The following is a 16136-nucleotide window of genomic DNA, read 5'->3' on the forward strand; positions in this document are numbered from 1 at the left end:
GGTCAGAAGCCGACCGGTTCCTCCGTGTGGTCGGCGGGCTCGACCTGCACGCCGACGGAACCGAGCATGTCGGCGAGGACCTCGAAGTAGGCGCCCTTGACGTTGAGGCTCTCCTTGGCGCCGGCGGTCAGCAGGCGGAAGGAGATGAGGTTGACGACGAGGCCGACGACGGCGACGACCAGCACCGGGAGGCCCGGGACCTCGACGGGGTCGCGGAAGCGTTGCACGGCTTCGTAGAGGACGTAGAAGGCCACGCCGAAGAGCAGCAGGCCGTTGATGATCGCGGCCAGGACTTCGAGGCGGTAGGTGCCGTACGTGCACCGGCCGGCGGCCGGGCGCCTTGCGAGGCGGATCGCGGCGAGGGCCAGCCCGAGGCCCAGGACGTCGGTGCCCATGTGGGCGGCGTCGCTGATCAGGGCGAGGGAGCCGGTGGCGACGTCGGCCACCACCTCCACCAGGGCGTACGCCGCGGTGATGGAGAAGGCGATGGCCAGGGGCTTCTGGTGGCGCTCGCCCGCGCTGCCGATCCGCGGGCCGTGGGCGTGCCCGTCGCCACCGGCGCCACCGTCGTCCCCGGTGGGGGAGTCGTGGCTGTGGCCGTGTCCCATGGTGCTGTACCTCCGGGTCCTGTGGCGCCGGCCGGCTCCCGTGGCCGGCCTGGCAGGGGTGGGCCCGAAGCCCGCCGCGCCACGGGCATGACGGGCCGGCGTCTTCAGGCCGCGGCCGTACCGGCGCGCCTGCCGACGCCGGGGACGAACCGGCCGGCCCGCGCCGTGTAGTCGGCGTACGCACGGCCGTGCACCCCGGCCAGGTACGGTTCCTCCACCACGCGGACCTGGAGCTCGACGGCGAGGACGAGCACGAGCCAGGCGAGGACGGCGAGGGCGTTGGGCACCATCAGGGCGAGCCCCGCGGCGGTCACGGTCATCGCGGTGAAGACCGGGTTGCGCACGTACGCGAAGAGTCCGGAGGTCACGAGGTCCGTGCGCTCGGCGGCGTCCACCCCGACGCGCCAGGACGCACCCATCCTGCTCTGCGCGACCTGGGTGGCGGCCATGCCCGCCAGGGCCACGGCCAGCCCCGTCCACCGAAGGTCCGAACTGCCGCCCGCGCCGGGCAGCGTGGGCATTCCGGCGAGTGCGGCGGCGGGGGCCGCGGCTCCGCCCAGGAGCGCGAGGACGAACAGGACGCCGGCCCACCACGCGGCGGACCCGGGCCGGCCCGAGACGCCCCGGAAACCGGCGTCTCCGGTGCGGCGCCGCTGCACGGCGGCGCGGAGCCCGAAGGCGGTCACGGCCCAGGCGGCGAACAGCGCCAGCGTGGTCCAGGCCCAGTTGTTCACTTCTTCTCCTCCGTCTTCGACGTGGTCTGTGGGGTGCGGCACGCGCCGGACGGCCCCGCGGCGCAGCAGCCCCTGCCCCGCCACGCGTCGCGGCCCTCCTTGACGGCGACGGCCGCGATGACGAGGGCGGCGATCGGGTCCGCCCAGGTCCAGCCGAGGGTGGCGTTGAGGGCGAGGCCGGCGAGGACGACGGCCGAGAGGTAGGTGCACAGGAGGGTCTGCCGGGAATCGGCCACGGCGGATGCGGAGCCGAGCTCCCGCCCCGCCCGGCGCTGGGCGGCGGACAGGAAGGGCATCACCGCGAGCGACAACGCGGCGAGGGCGATGCCCGGCACGGAGGGCGACGCCCCGCCCGCGCCGGTCAGGGCCCGTACGGCGTCGACGGCGACGTAGGCGGCGAGGACGTAGAACGAGACGGCGACGATCCGCAGAGCCCGGTGCTCGCGGGCCTCCCGGACCGCATGGTCGTGGGCGGAGAACTGCCAGGCGACCGCGGCGGCGGAGGAGACCTCGATGACCGAGTCGAGGCCGAAGCCGACCAACGCGGTGGAGGAGGCCATGGCGCCGGCGGTGAGGGCGACGCCCGCCTCGACGACGTTGTAGGTGATCGTCGCGGCCACGAGCAGCCGTATGCGGCGGGTCAGTACGTCGCGCCGGGCGGGCGACGGGCCGAGCGCCAGGGCGGCCATCAGCAGCAGCCCTTCTCGTCCGCCTCTGTGCAGGTCCGGTCGGCGGCGACGGTGACGACCGCGGAGCGGAGGTCGTCGAGGGCGTGCCCGAGCCGCGCATCGGCGAGCTCGTAGCGCGTGCGGCGGCCTTCGGGGACGGCGACCACGAGGCCGCAGTCACGCAGGCAGGCGAGGTGGTTGGAGAGCCGAGTGCGGGAGATGCCCAGCTTGTCGGCGAGGTCGGAGGGGTGCGCAGGGGCCTCGCGGATCTCGAGGAGCAGACGGCAGCGGATCGGATCGGCGAGGGCGCGTCCGAAGCGCGCCAGGACCTCGATGTCTTCGGCGATGTTCAGCACGTCCCGACAGTACATCGACTTCTGAATTCAGGAAAGCCTGAACTGTCGGCTCAGGGGGGAGGAAGGGGAGTCGTGACTCCCGGCGGCGGCGGCGGCGGTGGCGGCGGGCGGGTGGGGACGCACCTGGGCGATCACGAGGGCGACGTCGTCGGCCGCGTCGCGGTGGCGCAGAGCCGACAGGAGCCTGTCGCAGGTGGCCTCGGGTGGCAGGGCCGGATCGGAGAGCAGGTGGAGGAGCAGGTCGAGGCGGTCGTCCAGGGCGTCGCCGCGGGTTTCGACGAGGCCGTCGGTGTAGAGGACCAGTCGGTCGCCGGGCAGCAGGTCGACGGTGGTGTTCTCGAAGCCCGTGCCGCCGAGGCCGCCCGTACCGAGCGGCACCCCGGCCGGGAGGTCGACCAGGGCCGGGGCCCGCCCGGACCGGATGACCACCGGGGGCGGGTGGCCCGCCAGGGCGACGCGGCACCGCGCGAGCCGGGGGTCCCACGTGGCGTACACGCACGTCGCCATGGTCCCGTCCAGTTCGGTGGCGATGTGGTCGAGGTGGCGCAGCACCCGGGCCGGATCGAGCCCCAGGTCGGCGAGGGTACGGGTCGCCGTGCGCAGCTGTCCCATGGTGGCGGCGGCGTGGACGCCGTGCCCCATGACGTCGCCGACGACGAGTGCGGTCCGGTCGTCCGGCTGCGGGATCGCGTCGAACCAGTCACCGCCGATCCCGCTGGCGGCCGCCGCCGGCTGGTAGCGGTAGGCGATCTGGAGGCCTGCGGCCCGGGGCGGGGGATGGGGGAGGAGGTGGCGCTGGAGGGTCAGGGCCGTGTCCGTGGCGTGCTGGTACCAGCGGGCGTTGTCGATGGCGATGGCGGCGCGGGTGGCCAGCTCACGGGCCAGGGCGACGTCGTCGTCGCCGAAGGGCAGCGGGTTGCGGGTGCGCAGCAGGCCCAGCGCGCCGAGGACCTGCCCGCGGGCGGTGAGCGGTACGGCCAGATAGGAATGGGCTCCCTCCGCGGCGAGGAGCGCGGCCGCGGCCGGGTCGCGGGCGATGTGCTGCAGATCCGAGCCGCCGATCCGCGCGACCAGGACGGGGCGCCGCGTGCTCACGCAGCGGGTGACCAGGCGCTCGGCCGGGTACGTGGTCCGCCGGCCCACCGGATCCGCGGCGCGTACGGCGTCCGTCGCGTAGGACGTGCCCAGCGCGAGGGCCATGAAGCGGGTCGGCCCCGACCGGGAGCCGGGATCCAGTTCCACGCTTCCCTCGAGGACGGAGTCCAGCACGTCGACCGAGGCGATGTCGGCCAGGTCGGCCACGACGAGCTCGGCGAGCTCACGGGCCGTGCGTTCCAGGTCCAGGGTGGTGCCGACGGTCACCGACGCCCGGGCGATCAGGTCGAGCCGGCGACGGGCCGCGGCGGCCTCCCTGGCGGCGCGGTAGCTGTCGGTGACGTCCACGACCACCAGCGCCACGCCGATCACCCGCCCGCCGGGGCCCTCGAGCCGGTAGTACGACCCCGACCAGGCGTGCTCCTCGTACGGGTCGGCGGGGGTGCGCCCGACGCCGTACTGGTCCAGCAGCGGTACGCCGGTCTCCAGGACCTGGCGCATGGAGGCTTCGATCGCGTCGGTGTCGAGGAAGGGCAGCGCTTCGTGGGGCGTACGGCCCAGATGCTCCTCGGCGGGCAGACCGTTGATCCGCTGCAGCATCGGGTTGACCAGGACGTACCGCAGCCCGGTGTCCAGCACCGCCAGCCCGAGCGGGGACTGGGCCACCAGCGGCACCGAGAGGGCCAGGTCCCGTTCCACGTCCCGCAGGACAGCCTCGTCGCAGGCGATCCCCAGGGCGTACATGCCGCCCGTTTCGTCCTGCAGCCGCATGTTGCGGAATTCGGCCAGCCGGGTGGAGCCGTCCTTGTGCCGGACCGGGAACACGCCGGCCCAGGCACCGTCACCGGCCATGACCTTGGCGAACAGCTCCAGCACGAGGTCGACGTGATCCTCGGCGACCAGCAGTTCGGCCGCGTAGCGGCCCAGCGCCTCCTCGGCCGACCAGCCGAACAGCTCCTGCGCCTGCGGGCTCCACAAGGTGATCCTGCCCCGGGAGTCCAGGACCACGGCGGCCACGCTCAGGACGTCCAGCAGGCCGCCGGCCTCGGAGGGGACCGCCCGGACGGGGCCGGATCCGGCCCGGAACGTCTCGGACGCGACCATGACCGGACCTCCTTCGCCAGGGGCGGCGGGCCGCGGACCGGTGGTCCGGCCCGGACAGCCGTCGGCCCTCTCATCCTGCCCCCGTCGCCGCCGCGCGGCAGATCTCGGCAGCGGTCCTCTGTCCAGAATCGCATCCGTGGCGTACGCGGTCGATGTGCCGGGCAGGTGCGAGCCCCTGTGCGCAGATGTCCTGGTGGATGCGTGACCGGTCCGGGTGGAACTCCGGCGGCGCGGGGCGAGCACGCGGCCGTGGCGAAGGGCATCGGCCGAAGCCGCCGGATCGGCCGGAAGTTCCCCTCCCGCCGACCGGACCACGCCCTAGACTGCGACCGCTCCGCACCTGGCGATCATCGGGAAGGCGTGCAGGATGAACCGAGCAGTCATCAGCGGATTGGCGGCCGTGACGTTGGTCGTGTCCGGAGGGGGTGTCGCCACCGCGTCCGACGGCGCTCCGCCGCGCACCACGCACGGACCCTGCCAGTACACGCAGACCCCGGACGAGCCGCCGGCGCGCGCCGTTCCGCTGCCGCCCGATCCGCGGCGCACCCCCAGCCGCGGCACGGTCGACGTGTCCGTTCCGACCAGCCGGGGCCCGCTCCCGCTGACTCTGGACCGGGCCAAGGCGCCGTGCACGGTGCAGAGTTTCCTGCACCTGGCGCGCCACGGGTTCTACGACCGCACGGTGTGCCACCGTCTGACGGCGTATCCGACCCTGAAGGTCCTGCAGTGCGGCGACCCGACCGGCACCGGTGAGGGCGGGCCCGGATACAAGTACAAGGACGAGCTGCCGGTGGACCTGCCGCCGGCACCGACCGATCCGACCGGCGCGCGCCGTGTCTACGAGCGCGGGCTGCTGGCGATGGCCAACGCCGGTCCGGACACGAACGGTTCGCAGTTCTTCGTCGTGTGGGGGGACTCCGCGCTGCGACCGAACTACACCGTGTTCGGTACGGTCGACGCCGCCGGCCTCGTGACGCTCGACAAGGTCGCCGCCGGAGGCATCCAGCCGACCGCGGACGACCCGGCACCGGTCGACGGCACCCCCGTACTGCGGACCGAGCTGCTCCGCGTCCGGCAGTCCTGCCGGCCCTGACGCGCCGCGGCCACGTCCCCGATGAGCGTGCCCGGGGACGTGGCCGCCTCCGCCTCCCTCTGCGGGAGTCAGCGCCAGGCGGGATGCCCCTCGGTGCCGACGCCGGTGGTGAGCTTCTGCTCGCCGGTCCCGTCCGCGCGCACGGCCCAGACCGCGGGCTCCTCGTACGGACCGCGGACGAAGGCCACCCAGTTGCCGTCGGCGGACCAGGAGGGGTCCATCTCGTGGGCGCTGGTGGCGACCAGTTCGCGATCGTCACTGCCGTCGGCCTTCACGAGGCGGATGTCGCCCTGCGTTTCCGTGCCGTACGTCCCCGCCGTGTAGGCGAAGGTGGTGCCGTCCGGCGACCAGACGGGGTCGAGTGCCGGATGGGGCAGCCGGGTCACCTGCTGCGGGGCTCGGTTCGCATCGGCGGGGTCGACCAGGTGGAGCTGCCAGTTACCGGGTCCCGTCTCCAGGCAGACCGCGATGCTCTTGCCGTCCGGCGACCACGCGGGATCCTCGACCTGGCCCTTGCCCGACGTGACCTGCTTCGCCGAGCCGTCGGCGACGTCGACCACGAACAGCTGCTGCACGCCGTCCTTCTTGCGCAGCACGGCCAGCCGGCTGCCGTCCGGGGACCAGGACACCCTGCCGTTGGCGATGGCGGTGATCCGCCGCGCGTTCGAACCGTCGGCGTTGGCGGTCCAGACGGCCGTGCCCTCGGGAGTGCTGCGGGTGAACGCGAACGACCTGCGGTCGGGGGACCACTGGGGCAGGGTGTCGCATGCTCCCGCAGCCGAGGCGATCAGCTGTACGGGCTTCTCCGCGTCGGTGTCCCGGCGGGCGATGACCCCGTTGCACGTCCCGGGCCAGCCCGGGGCCGTGTCCAGCCGGACCAGCAGGGGATCGGTGGGGAGCAGGGCGGGGTCCGGTTCGGTGGGTCCGGTCGCGCCGGGCTTGGCGTTGTCCTTGACGGAGTCCTTCCAGGGCTGCCACACGAACAGGCCGGCGGCCGCGAGTGCCGTCACGAGCGCCACCGCCAGCACCACGCGGCGACGCGAGGGCTTGCCCGGAGTCGCCTGCGGCGCCTGAGCGAGGACGGGGGAGAGCGGTGCACCGGGCTCCGTCAGGGTGCGCGTCCGTTCGGGACGGGGCTCCGCGCCGCCCGGCGGAGCGCCGGCCGACGAAGCGGCGTCCGGCGGGGCGATGTCCGGGACGGTGACGGCCGGCGGGGCGGTCTCCGCGACCGGGGCCGCCTGTGCGGTCTCCGCCGCTGGGGCTTCCCGTGCCGTGACCGGGAGCGGGGTTTCCTGCGCGGTGTCCGGGAGCGGGAGCTCCCGCGCGGTGTCCGGCAGGCTCTCCGGGGGGCTGTCCGGCGTGGTGGGGCGCACGGCCGGTTCCGGGACCGGGAGCAGCTGCGTCGCCGCCTCCGGCAGCCAGGAGCCGTCGTCCGGGTGGTGGACGGTGAGGCCGGCGAGGAACGCGGCCGGTGTGGGCCGAGCCGCCGGGTCCTTGGACAGGCAGGCGCCGATGGCCGCGCGGAGTTCACCGGGCACCGCGGTCAGGTCCGCCTCCTCGTGGACCACCTTGTAGTGCCTGGCCGCGGACGGCCCGTCGCCGAAGGGAGTGCCGCCCGCGGCCTGCGTGAGTACCACCCCCAGGGCGAACATGTCGACCGCGGGGGTGAGTGCGCCACCGCCGGTGAGCTGCTCGGGCGCCAGGAAGCCCGGCGTGCCGACCTGCAGGCCGGTCTGGGTGAGGGCCGTACCGTCCAGGGCGCGCGCGATACCGAAGTCGATGACGCGCGGTCCGTCCTCCGCGACGATGATGTTCGCGGGCTTGAGGTCGCGGTGGATGACCCCCGCCCGGTGGATCGCCTCCAGCGCCTCGGCCAGGCCGGCGGCCAGCACCGTGAGCGTGTCCAGGGGCAGCGATCCGACACGCGCCAGTACCGCTTGCAGGGTGGGGCCGGGCACGAAGGCCGTCACCAGCCACGCCGGCTCCCCGTCCGGGTCCGCGTCGACCACCGGCGCGGTGTGGAAGCCTCCGACCCGCCGGGCGGCCGCGACCTCGTCGGCGAACCTCCGCCGGAACCCGGGCTCGGTGCTGAGCTCGGGGCGTACGACCTTGATGGCGACCGCGCGACCGGACCGGGAACGGCCCAGGTAGACCACCCCCATGCCCCCCTGGCCGAGCCGTCCCACCAGTCGGTAGCGGCCGTCGCCGAGCGAGGTGGGATCACCCGTTTCGAGCGGCTTCATTCGTCCCCCATTTTCACATCTTGCGTGATGAACAGCCTCTCCCTACCTGTCGCGCCGACCGCCAGTCAAGCGAGGCCCTCCCGGAGGCCCGGCGGGCCGTCGGCCGCGGCGGAGGAAGCGGCGGTCTCCGGTGGGGGACCGGCGGGCGTGGCGTAGGGATTTGTCCCGGTTGTCGGGCCATGATGGCGTGGTGCGACTTGATCACGTGTCCTATGCGGTGGCCCGCGACAGCTTCGTCTCCACCGTCCAGTGGATCGGATCGGCCCTCGGCGGCGGGTTCGTCGACGGGGGTGTGCATCCGCGCTTCGGCACCCGCAACTTCATCCTCCCGCTGAGCGGCGGCACCTACGTGGAGGTCGTCACCACACTCGACCACCCCGCCGCCGACCGCGCACCCTTCGGCCAGGCCGTCGCGCGCCGCGCCGCCGAGGGCGGCGGCTGGCTCGGCTGGGTGGTCTCGGTCGACGACATCGCCCCGGTCGAGGCGCGCCTCGGCCGCACCTCCGCCGAGGGGCACCGGGTCCGCCCCGACGGGTTCGACCTCAGGTGGAAGCAGATCGGCCTGCTGGAACTGATGGAGGACCCGCAGCTCCCGTACTTCCTGCAGTGGACCGTTCCGACCGAGGAACGCCCGAGCGCCGACCCGCGCACCTCCACCACCATCCACGGGGTCTCCATCGCCGGCGATGCCGCCTCCATCGCCGAGTTCCTCGGTGAACCGGCCGACCACCCCCTCGACCAGATCGACGTCACCTGGGTCGAGGACGAGGAACCGGGCCTGGTCTCGGTCGAGTTCGCCACCGCCCGAGGCCCGGTCACCATCTGACCCGGGCCCGACCGCCCGAAGGGCGGCGGTGAGGGGCCCTGATGTCCGTGGGGTGCCATTCCCGACCGATTGTCCGCTTCGTATCGATTGGGTGAGGCGCCCTCCTCGCCGTATTGAAAATGACTGCCATCTTCATATAGAACTACCGGGTGCTCATCTCGCGACCCGTGTTCGAGCGCCCGGCCGCAGCGGTGCGGCCCTTCGCGCTTCCCGCACTCCGACACCCCGCCGTCTCCGCGCTCCTGGCGGACCACCGCGCCCTGCTGGCCGAACTCCTGGACGGCCTGGGCTCACCGCTGCACGTGGTGCTGCCCGAGGTCTTCGAGGAGAACGTCGCCCGGCTCCGCCGTGCGTTCGCCGGGGCGGGCGTGACCGCGGACGTCCTGTTCGCCAAGAAGGCCAACAAGGCCGACTGCTACGTCAGGTCGGCCGCCGCCCTCGGCATCGGGGTCGACGTCGCGAGCGCCCCGGAACTGGTCGGCGCCCTGGCGGGCGGAGTCCCCGGGCACCGGATCGGTATATCCGGCCCGGAGAAGGACGACGCGCTGCACACCCTCGCCGTCCAGCACGGCTGCCTGGTGGCCGTCGACTCCGTCGGTGAGCTCCGCCGGCTCGCGGCCACCGCACGCACCGCGCGGCGGCAGGCGCGGGTGCTGCTGCGAACCCGTACGGCCGGCCAGTTCGCCAGCCGCTTCGGCCTCTCGGCCGCCGAGCGTGCCGCCGCTGTCGGAGTCTGCGCGGAACGCGCCGACGACCTCCTCCTGCGCGGCTTCTCCTTCCACCTCGGCGGCTACTCCACGACGCAGCGCGCGACGGCGGCGAACGAGATGATCGAGCACTGCCTCGACGCCCGGCGGCGCGGCGCGAGCTCGGCCGAACTGGTCGACATCGGCGGCGGGTTGCCCGTCCGGTACGTCGAGCCGCGGCTCTGGGACGCGTTCCTCGCGCAGAACCGGCCGGCCCACTACCACGCGGCCAGGAACTTCCAGGACTTCTACCCCTACGGCGGTCAGACCGCGGACCGGGCCGTGACCGCGATCATGGAACACCGGGTCGACGGCGCCGAGAGCCTGTCGGCGAAAGCGGGCCGAAACGGGATCCGCTTCGTCGTCGAACCGGGCCGGGCCCTGCTGGACCAGGCCGGATTCACCCTCTTCCGCGTCCAGCAGGTCGACGACCGGCGCGATGCCGACGGGTACGCGATCGTCACCGTCGCCGGGAGCAGCTTCAGCCTCTCCGAGCAGTGGTTCAACAGCGACTACCTGCCCGACCCGCTCCTGCTGTCCACCGTGCCGGAGGCCGCCTCGGCCCCCGCGGCCGACGCGCTGTTCCCGGCCTGCGTCGCGGGCGCCACCTGCCTGGAGAGCGACGTGCTGACCTGGCGGAAGATCGGCTTCCCGCGCCCCGTACGCCGTGGCGACCACCTGGTCTACCTCAACACCGCGGGCTACCAGATGGACTCCAACGAGTCGCCGTTCCACGACGCCCCCCTGCCGCGGAAGGCCGTCCTCCGGCTCGGCGACGGCAGCGGCCCGCCGCACTGGCGACTCGACGGCGTCTGACGCACCCCCCGGCACGTCCCCGCACGCATCCCATACGCATCCCGTACTCACCCCGAATGAAGGAGGACCCCCGCATGTCACCGACCTACGCCCCGCCCGGGCAGTTGTGGCTGCTGCCGCAATCGCAGCAGGAAGGGCTGGACGTCGACCACGCCAAGGTGATCGAGGTGGTCGAGCAGGCCTACCGCGCGCTGCGCGAAGGAGGCTCGCGGAACCCGGTCAAGACGATCGTCGACGGCCCCGCCCACCGCTCCCTGAGCTACTCGATGGTGGCCCGCGACGCCGGCAGCGACACCGTCTGCTTCAAGGCCGTCTACGAGTTCGACCCGCGCCGCACCCGGGACGCCTACCGGTTCCACTCCTTCGTCTTCCTCGTGGACGACACCACCGGCGCGCCCATAGCCCTGATGGACGTGGTGAAGCTAGGGCCCCTGCGGTCCTCGGCCACCACCGCGCTCTTCGCCCGCGCTGCCTGCCCCGACGCCCGGACCGCGTTGGTCGTCGGAACCGGAGTCCAGGGGCAGACGGCACTGCCGATGCTGGTCGCGGCCCTGCCCGAACTGGAACGGCTGATGGTGTTCGGCACCTACCCCGAGGGTCTGCGCGCGGTCCAGGACAGCGTCGAGGGCCGCGAGGTCGAGATCGTCGAAGACCTCCGGGAGGCCGCCGGGCAGGCGGACATCGTGATCGGCGCCGCCGGCCTGTCCGCGACCCAGGAGGTCCGGCGCGACTGGATGAAGCCGGGCTCGGTCGCCGTGCTCCTCGGCTACGGCGTGCACGCCGACGTGTGCCGGGGAGCGGACCACCGGATGGCCACCGACACCGCCCAGATGCACGCGACCTGCGACGATCTGCGCGGACCGGACGGAGAACTGCCGACGGTGGACGCCGAGTTGCCGGACGTCCTGCTCGGCCGGGCGCCCGCCCGGCGCAGCCCGGACGACGTGGTCTTCGCCTACAACAGCGGCATGGCGGTCACCGACGCCGCGCTGGGCCGCTACCTGGCCGATCTCGCGCGGGCGGCCGGACGCGGCGAGAAGGTCACCTTCTGGTGAGCGCCGACACGACGGACACGACCGGTACGCCCACCACGAGCCGTGCGGAGCCCCGTGGGACCGGCGAGACCAGCGGGACCGGCGGGGCGGGCGCAGGCTGGTGGGTCGCGCACTCGCGCGCGCTCCTGAAGCTGGCCTTGCCGCTGATCCTGACCAACTTCGCCTACGTCGCCCTCACCACGGTCGACATCGTGATGCTGGGCAGACTCGGCGCGCTGGAGATCGCCGCCGCCGGGCTCGCCCTCGCCCTGTTCAACCAGCTGCGCACCACCGGGACGGGCCTGGTGACCGGGGTGAGCAACCTGGTGGCCGAGGCGCGGGTGCGGGGCGACCACGAGCGGATCGGCGCGCTGCTGTTCGCCGGGTTCTTCTGGGCCACCGTCTGCGGTGTGCTGTTCTGCGCCGTGCTCCTGCTGATCGGCCCGCTGCTCGTCCTGCTGGGCCAGGACCCGGCCGTGGTCGACGGGGCGGGCGAGTTCCTGATGGTCCTGGCGCCGGGCATGCTGCCCTGCCTGTGGTTCCAGACCCTGCGGCACTTCACCACCGGCCTGAAGCGGCCCGGACCGCTGCTGGCCATCACCCTGGTCTCGGTGGGCCTCACCATCGCCCTGAACCACGCCTTGATGTACGGGGAGTTCGGTCTGCCCGCCTTCGGGTTCGTGGGCGTCGCGATCGCCACGGTCACGGTGTTCCTGCTGTCGTTCCTGGCCTTCGTCGCGGTGATCCTCCGGGACGGCGTCCTGCGGGCGTACCTCCGCTCGCCCTCGGCGCGGCGCTGGAACGGGGACGCGGTCCGGTCCGTCTGGCGCCTCGGCCTGCCGATCTCGGGCACCTACGCCTCGGAGGCCGGGTTCTTCAGCGTGCTCACCCTGGTCATCGGCTCCCTGGGCGCGGACGCCCTGGCCGCGCAGACGGTGCTGAACCAGATCGTCTACATCGTCTTCATGATCTCCGCCGGCCTCTCGCACGCGGCGTCCATCCACATCAGCGAGGCCGCCGGCCGGGAGGACCACCCGACCGCGCGCCGCGTGGGCCTGCTCGGCACGGCCTGGGGCGTGATCGCGACCCTGGCGGTCGCCGTCCTGTACCTGGCGGTTCCGGAGCCGATCGTGTCCCTGTTCATCTCGGCCGAGTACGCCGGCAACGCGGACATCGTCGCGCTGACCGTCACCGGGCTGATGATCGCCGCCCTCATGCAGGTCTTCGACGCCACGCAGAACATCGGCAACGGCATCCTGCGCGGCATCGGCGACACCGCGGGCCCCTTCCGGATCTCCCTGGTCGGCTACTGGCTGATCGGTCTGCCCGCGGGCTACCTGCTCGGGGTGACCGCCGGCGGCGGTGTCGAGGGCGTCTGGATCGGCCAGACCATCGGCCTCGCGGCCACCGCCGCCCTCCTGCTGGCCGCGTTCCTGCGCCGCGTCGGCCGGCTCCACCGCGAGGCGTCCGCCGTACCCGCCCCCGGCCCCGTACCTGCCCCCGACCCCCACCCCCGACCGGAGCCGTCATGAACCCCGTTCCCGCACCGGCCGCCTCGGCCTCCCTGATCCGCCGGGAAGTGGCGGGGCTCCCCGGTTACGACCCCGGCGCCGACCCGGACGAGGTGGCCGCCCTCAGCGGCGCCGGCCGCGTGATCAAGCTCTCCAACAGCGAGAGCCCGTACGGTCCGTCGCCCGCGGTGGCCGAGGCCGTACGCCTCGGGTCGGCCGACGGCTTCGCCCGGTACCCCGATCCCGCGGGCAAGCGGCTGACCGAGGCCATCGGGACCCATCTGGACGTGCCGGCCGACCGCGTCGTGCTGGGCAACGGTTCCGAGAACCTCCTGGAGCTGCTGTGCCGGGCCGTCCTCGATCCGGGCGACCTCGTCGTCACCCAGGCCCCGGGATTCAGCCTGCACGAGATCTTCCCCCGCGTCATGGGGGCCCGGGTGGAGAAGGTTCCGGTCACCGCGGAGTTCGGCTTCGACGCGGACGCCTGGCACCGCGCGCTGGCCGCCGGCCCGAAACTCGTCTTCCTCGCCAACCCCTGCAACCCCACCGGCGCCATCCTCACCCCCGGTGAACTGGAACGGGTCGTGGCCGGCACCCCCGAGTCGGCCCTGCTGGTCCTCGACGAGGCGTACGGAGAGTTCGCCCGCCCCGACCCCGCCTACCCGGACGGGCTGGAGGCCCTGCGCGGACGGGACCGGCCGTGGATCGTGCTCCGTACCTTCTCCAAGGCCTACGGTCTGGCCGGCCTGCGGGTGGGGTACGGGATCGCCTCCGACACCGCCCTGGTCCGGGCGCTGGACCGGGTCCGCACCCCGTACAACGTCAACGGGCCGGCCCAGGACGCGGCCGTCGCCGCGCTCGGCGACCACGCGCACCTGGCGGACACGGTCCGCGGCACCCGCCGGGAGACGGCCAGGGTCGCGGACGCCCTGCGCGCCGCCGGCCTGCGCGTGGTGCCGTCCTCGACGAACTTCCTCTTCATCGACACCGGCCGCCCCTCGGACCGGATCGCCCGCGAGCTGCACCGCGCCGGAATCATCGTCAAGGCGTGGCGCGAACCGGGATACGAGACCTACATCCGGGCCTCTCTCTCGACCCCCGGGGACAACGACGTCTTCGTGCGGTGCCTGACGGAGACCTGCGCGAAGGAGCAACCGTGATCAGGAGCAAGATGTCCGAGCTCATCGGGCGGACACCGCTGCTGGAACTGTCCGTCGCGGACGGTTCGGCGACCGTCCTGCTGAAGATGGAGCAGTTCAACCCCACCGGAACGGCCAAGATCCGGATGGCCCGGAGCATGGTGGACGAGGCCGAGGCCGCGGGCCTGCTCGCCCCGGGCGGCCGGCTGGTCGAGTCCACCTCCGGCAACACCGGGCTGGGCCTGGCCCTCATCGCCGCGGAACGCGGCTACAAGTTCACCGCCGTGGTGGACAACCACTCCAGTGCGGACAAGCTGCGCGGCATGCGGGCCTTCGGGGCGGAGATCCTCAACGTCGCCGGTGAGGCCGACGGACTGGCCACCGCCGAACGCGACACCACGGCCGAGCGCCTGGCCGCCGAGCACGGGGCGTACTGGACCGCGCAGCACCGCAACCAGGGCAACCCCAACGGTTACCGGGCCCTCGCCCGCGAACTCCACGACGACCTCGGCGACGGCATCGACTACCTGTACGGGGCCGTCGGCACCGGGGGCTCGCTCTGCGGCACGGGCCGCTTCCTCCGCGAGCGCATCCCCGAGCTGAAGATCGTCGGCGTCGAGCCGGTGGGGTCCGTGGTCTTCGGCGGCGAGGGCGCGCCCTATCACCAGTCCGGCACGGGCACGCCCGAGGGCTCGGAGATCGGCGGGGTCGTCGACTACGCCCTCTTCGACCGGGGGGTGAAGGCGAGCGACTCGGAAGCCTTCGAGACCTGCCGCCACCTGGCCCGGAACTTCGGCATCCTGATCGGCGGTTCGGCTGGCGGGGTGGTGTACAAGGCCTTGGAGCAGGCGCGGAGCGCGGGGCCGGGGAACACCATCGTGGTCCTCGTGTGCGACGGCGGCGACAAGTACCTGGACACCGTGTTCAACGACGACTGGATGGCCGCTCACGGCCTCTTCGACGAGCGGGTCGCCCGCCGGCTCGCCGCGATGCTGCGGTAGGCCCCGCCCGTCCGACCTCATCCGTGCGTCCTCTCGATCGAAAGAAAGCGGAACCATCAGGCAATGAAGACGAAAATGATTACCAAGGTCGTTGTGGCGTTGGCGGTGCTCGCGGCCACCGGGTGCGCGGGCGGCGGACCGGCCGGCGGCGCCGACGGGAAGGCGGGGGCGGCGACGGGGACGACGACCGCGTACCCGTTCACCCTCGAGAACTGCGGCACCGACGTGACCTACGAGGCCGCGCCGAAGAAGGCCGTCACGCTCAACCAGACGGCCGCCGAGATCCTCATCCACCTGGGAGTGGGGGACCGGATCGCCGGAACCGGATACGAGATCGAGAAGCCGCCGGCCGCGATCGCCGAGCAGTACGGGAAGATCCCGGTGCTCTCCGCGCCCGGTGCGGAGATCAAGCACGAGAAGCTGCTGGAGGCCCAGCCGGACTTCGTCTACGGCTCGTTCGCGAGCATGTTCACCAAGGAGCAGTCCGGCGACCGGAAGCAGCTCCACGACCTGGGCGTGCCGACCTATCTCACCGAGTTCGACTGCGCGTACCACGAGAGCGTGGCGGGCGCGGACTTCACGATGCTGTTCGAGGAGTACCGCCGAATCGGCAGGATCATGGGCGTGCCCGAGGCCGGAGAGAAGCTGGCGGCCGAGCAGAAGGCAGTGGTCGACAAGGCCGTGGCCGGGGTGAAGAAGCGGGACACCCCGCTCAAGGTCATGTGGTTCTACTCCACCTACGAGGGCACCCCGTGGGCAGCGGGCCCCGGCGGCCTCCCGCAGCACATCTCCGAACTCGTCGGAGTCGAGAACGTCTTCGCCGACGCCAGGACCAAGTGGGCCGAGGTCGGCTGGGACGAGGTCGCCGCCCGCAACCCCGATGTCATCATCCTGGCCGACCTGAACCGCGGCGAGCCCAACGACACCGCCAAGGAGAAGATCGAGCTCCTCAAGAAGGACCCCGTCACCAGCAAGCTCGCCGCCGTGCAGGGCAACAGGTTCGTCACCCTCCCCGGCAGCCACATGGACCCCTCCTACGGCAGTGCGTCGACCGTGCCCGCGCTGGTCGACGGACTGAACGCACTCGGGTGAACCCCCTCGAAGCCATGACCACGACCTCGCGCGAGGCCGCCGCGCGCACCGGGGATCCGCTCACCGACCG

At 73.0% G+C, this 16136-nt stretch carries 14 protein-coding genes; 8 read left to right on the forward strand and 6 right to left on the reverse strand.

Annotated features, from left to right (window positions below; genetic code table 11):
* Positions 1 to 2: 2 nt before the first annotated feature.
* The 5 genes from ACPU2J_RS31065 to ACPU2J_RS31085 form a co-directional block, all read right to left on the reverse strand.
* A complete protein-coding gene (locus ACPU2J_RS31065) occupies positions 3 to 608 on the reverse strand; it encodes a cation diffusion facilitator family transporter (protein WP_423834541.1) in 606 nt (201 codons plus the stop codon).
* A 104-nt stretch (positions 609 to 712) separates the two neighbouring features.
* The gene (locus tag ACPU2J_RS31070; protein WP_423834542.1) at positions 713 to 1342 is read right to left on the reverse strand and encodes a methyltransferase family protein; all 630 of its coding nucleotides are present in this window, start codon (positions 1340 to 1342) and stop codon (positions 713 to 715) included.
* Positions 1339 to 2031: a cation transporter gene (locus ACPU2J_RS31075; RefSeq protein ID WP_420078650.1), complete on the reverse strand. Its 693-nt coding sequence runs from the start codon at positions 2029 to 2031 to the stop codon at positions 1339 to 1341. Before ACPU2J_RS31075 ends, ACPU2J_RS31070 begins: the two co-directional genes overlap by 4 nt.
* Entirely contained in the window at positions 2031 to 2366 is a 336-nt protein-coding gene (locus ACPU2J_RS31080) for an ArsR/SmtB family transcription factor (protein ID WP_361592815.1), read from the reverse strand. Before ACPU2J_RS31080 ends, ACPU2J_RS31075 begins: the two co-directional genes overlap by 1 nt.
* Before the next feature lie 27 nt (positions 2367 to 2393).
* On the reverse strand, positions 2394 to 4565 hold the full coding sequence (locus tag ACPU2J_RS31085) for a SpoIIE family protein phosphatase (RefSeq protein WP_423834543.1): 2172 nt from the start codon (positions 4563 to 4565) through the stop codon (positions 2394 to 2396).
* Positions 4566 to 4932: 367 nt separating this feature from the next.
* On the opposite strand from ACPU2J_RS31085, the gene ACPU2J_RS31090 reads away from it, so the two are divergent.
* Positions 4933 to 5658 carry a peptidylprolyl isomerase gene (locus tag ACPU2J_RS31090; protein WP_420078648.1) on the forward strand — a complete coding sequence of 242 codons (726 nt, stop codon included), beginning with the start codon at positions 4933 to 4935 and terminating at the stop codon, positions 5656 to 5658.
* A 68-nt stretch (positions 5659 to 5726) separates the two neighbouring features.
* Here the strand turns inward: ACPU2J_RS31090 and ACPU2J_RS31095 are convergent, their stop codons facing one another.
* Positions 5727 to 7901, reverse strand: a complete 2175-nt coding sequence (locus ACPU2J_RS31095) for a protein kinase domain-containing protein (protein ID WP_420078647.1) — start codon at positions 7899 to 7901, stop codon at positions 5727 to 5729.
* A 190-nt stretch (positions 7902 to 8091) separates the two neighbouring features.
* Between ACPU2J_RS31095 and ACPU2J_RS31100 the strand changes: the two genes are divergently transcribed.
* The 7 genes from ACPU2J_RS31100 (at position 8092) to ACPU2J_RS31130 (ending at position 16066) form a co-directional block, all read left to right on the forward strand.
* Positions 8092 to 8727 carry a VOC family protein gene (locus ACPU2J_RS31100; protein ID WP_361592827.1) on the forward strand — a complete coding sequence of 212 codons (636 nt, stop codon included), beginning with the start codon at positions 8092 to 8094 and terminating at the stop codon, positions 8725 to 8727.
* 149 nt (positions 8728 to 8876) lie between these two features.
* Positions 8877 to 10289, forward strand: a complete 1413-nt coding sequence (locus ACPU2J_RS31105) for an alanine racemase (RefSeq protein WP_423834544.1) — start codon at positions 8877 to 8879, stop codon at positions 10287 to 10289.
* Positions 10290 to 10363: 74 nt separating this feature from the next.
* A complete protein-coding gene (locus ACPU2J_RS31110; RefSeq protein ID WP_420078645.1) occupies positions 10364 to 11344 on the forward strand; it encodes an ornithine cyclodeaminase in 981 nt (326 codons plus the stop codon).
* Positions 11341 to 12855 carry an MATE family efflux transporter gene (locus ACPU2J_RS31115; protein WP_423834545.1) on the forward strand — a complete coding sequence of 505 codons (1515 nt, stop codon included), beginning with the start codon at positions 11341 to 11343 and terminating at the stop codon, positions 12853 to 12855. The genes ACPU2J_RS31110 and ACPU2J_RS31115 overlap by 4 nt, the downstream gene beginning before the upstream one ends.
* Positions 12852 to 13994: a histidinol-phosphate transaminase gene (gene hisC / locus ACPU2J_RS31120; protein WP_423834546.1), complete on the forward strand. Its 1143-nt coding sequence runs from the start codon at positions 12852 to 12854 to the stop codon at positions 13992 to 13994. Before ACPU2J_RS31115 ends, hisC begins: the two co-directional genes overlap by 4 nt.
* A gap of 11 nt (positions 13995 to 14005) precedes the next feature.
* Positions 14006 to 14974, forward strand: coding sequence for a PLP-dependent cysteine synthase family protein (locus ACPU2J_RS31125; protein ID WP_420082293.1), 969 nt, complete (start codon positions 14006 to 14008; stop codon positions 14972 to 14974).
* A 63-nt stretch (positions 14975 to 15037) separates the two neighbouring features.
* Positions 15038 to 16066: an ABC transporter substrate-binding protein gene (locus ACPU2J_RS31130; protein WP_401168629.1), complete on the forward strand. Its 1029-nt coding sequence runs from the start codon at positions 15038 to 15040 to the stop codon at positions 16064 to 16066.
* Positions 16067 to 16136: the final 70 nt, after the last annotated feature.

The sequence above is a fragment of the Streptomyces manipurensis genome (genome assembly GCF_049570255.1).
Lineage (GTDB): Bacteria > Actinomycetota > Actinomycetes > Streptomycetales > Streptomycetaceae > Streptomyces > Streptomyces manipurensis.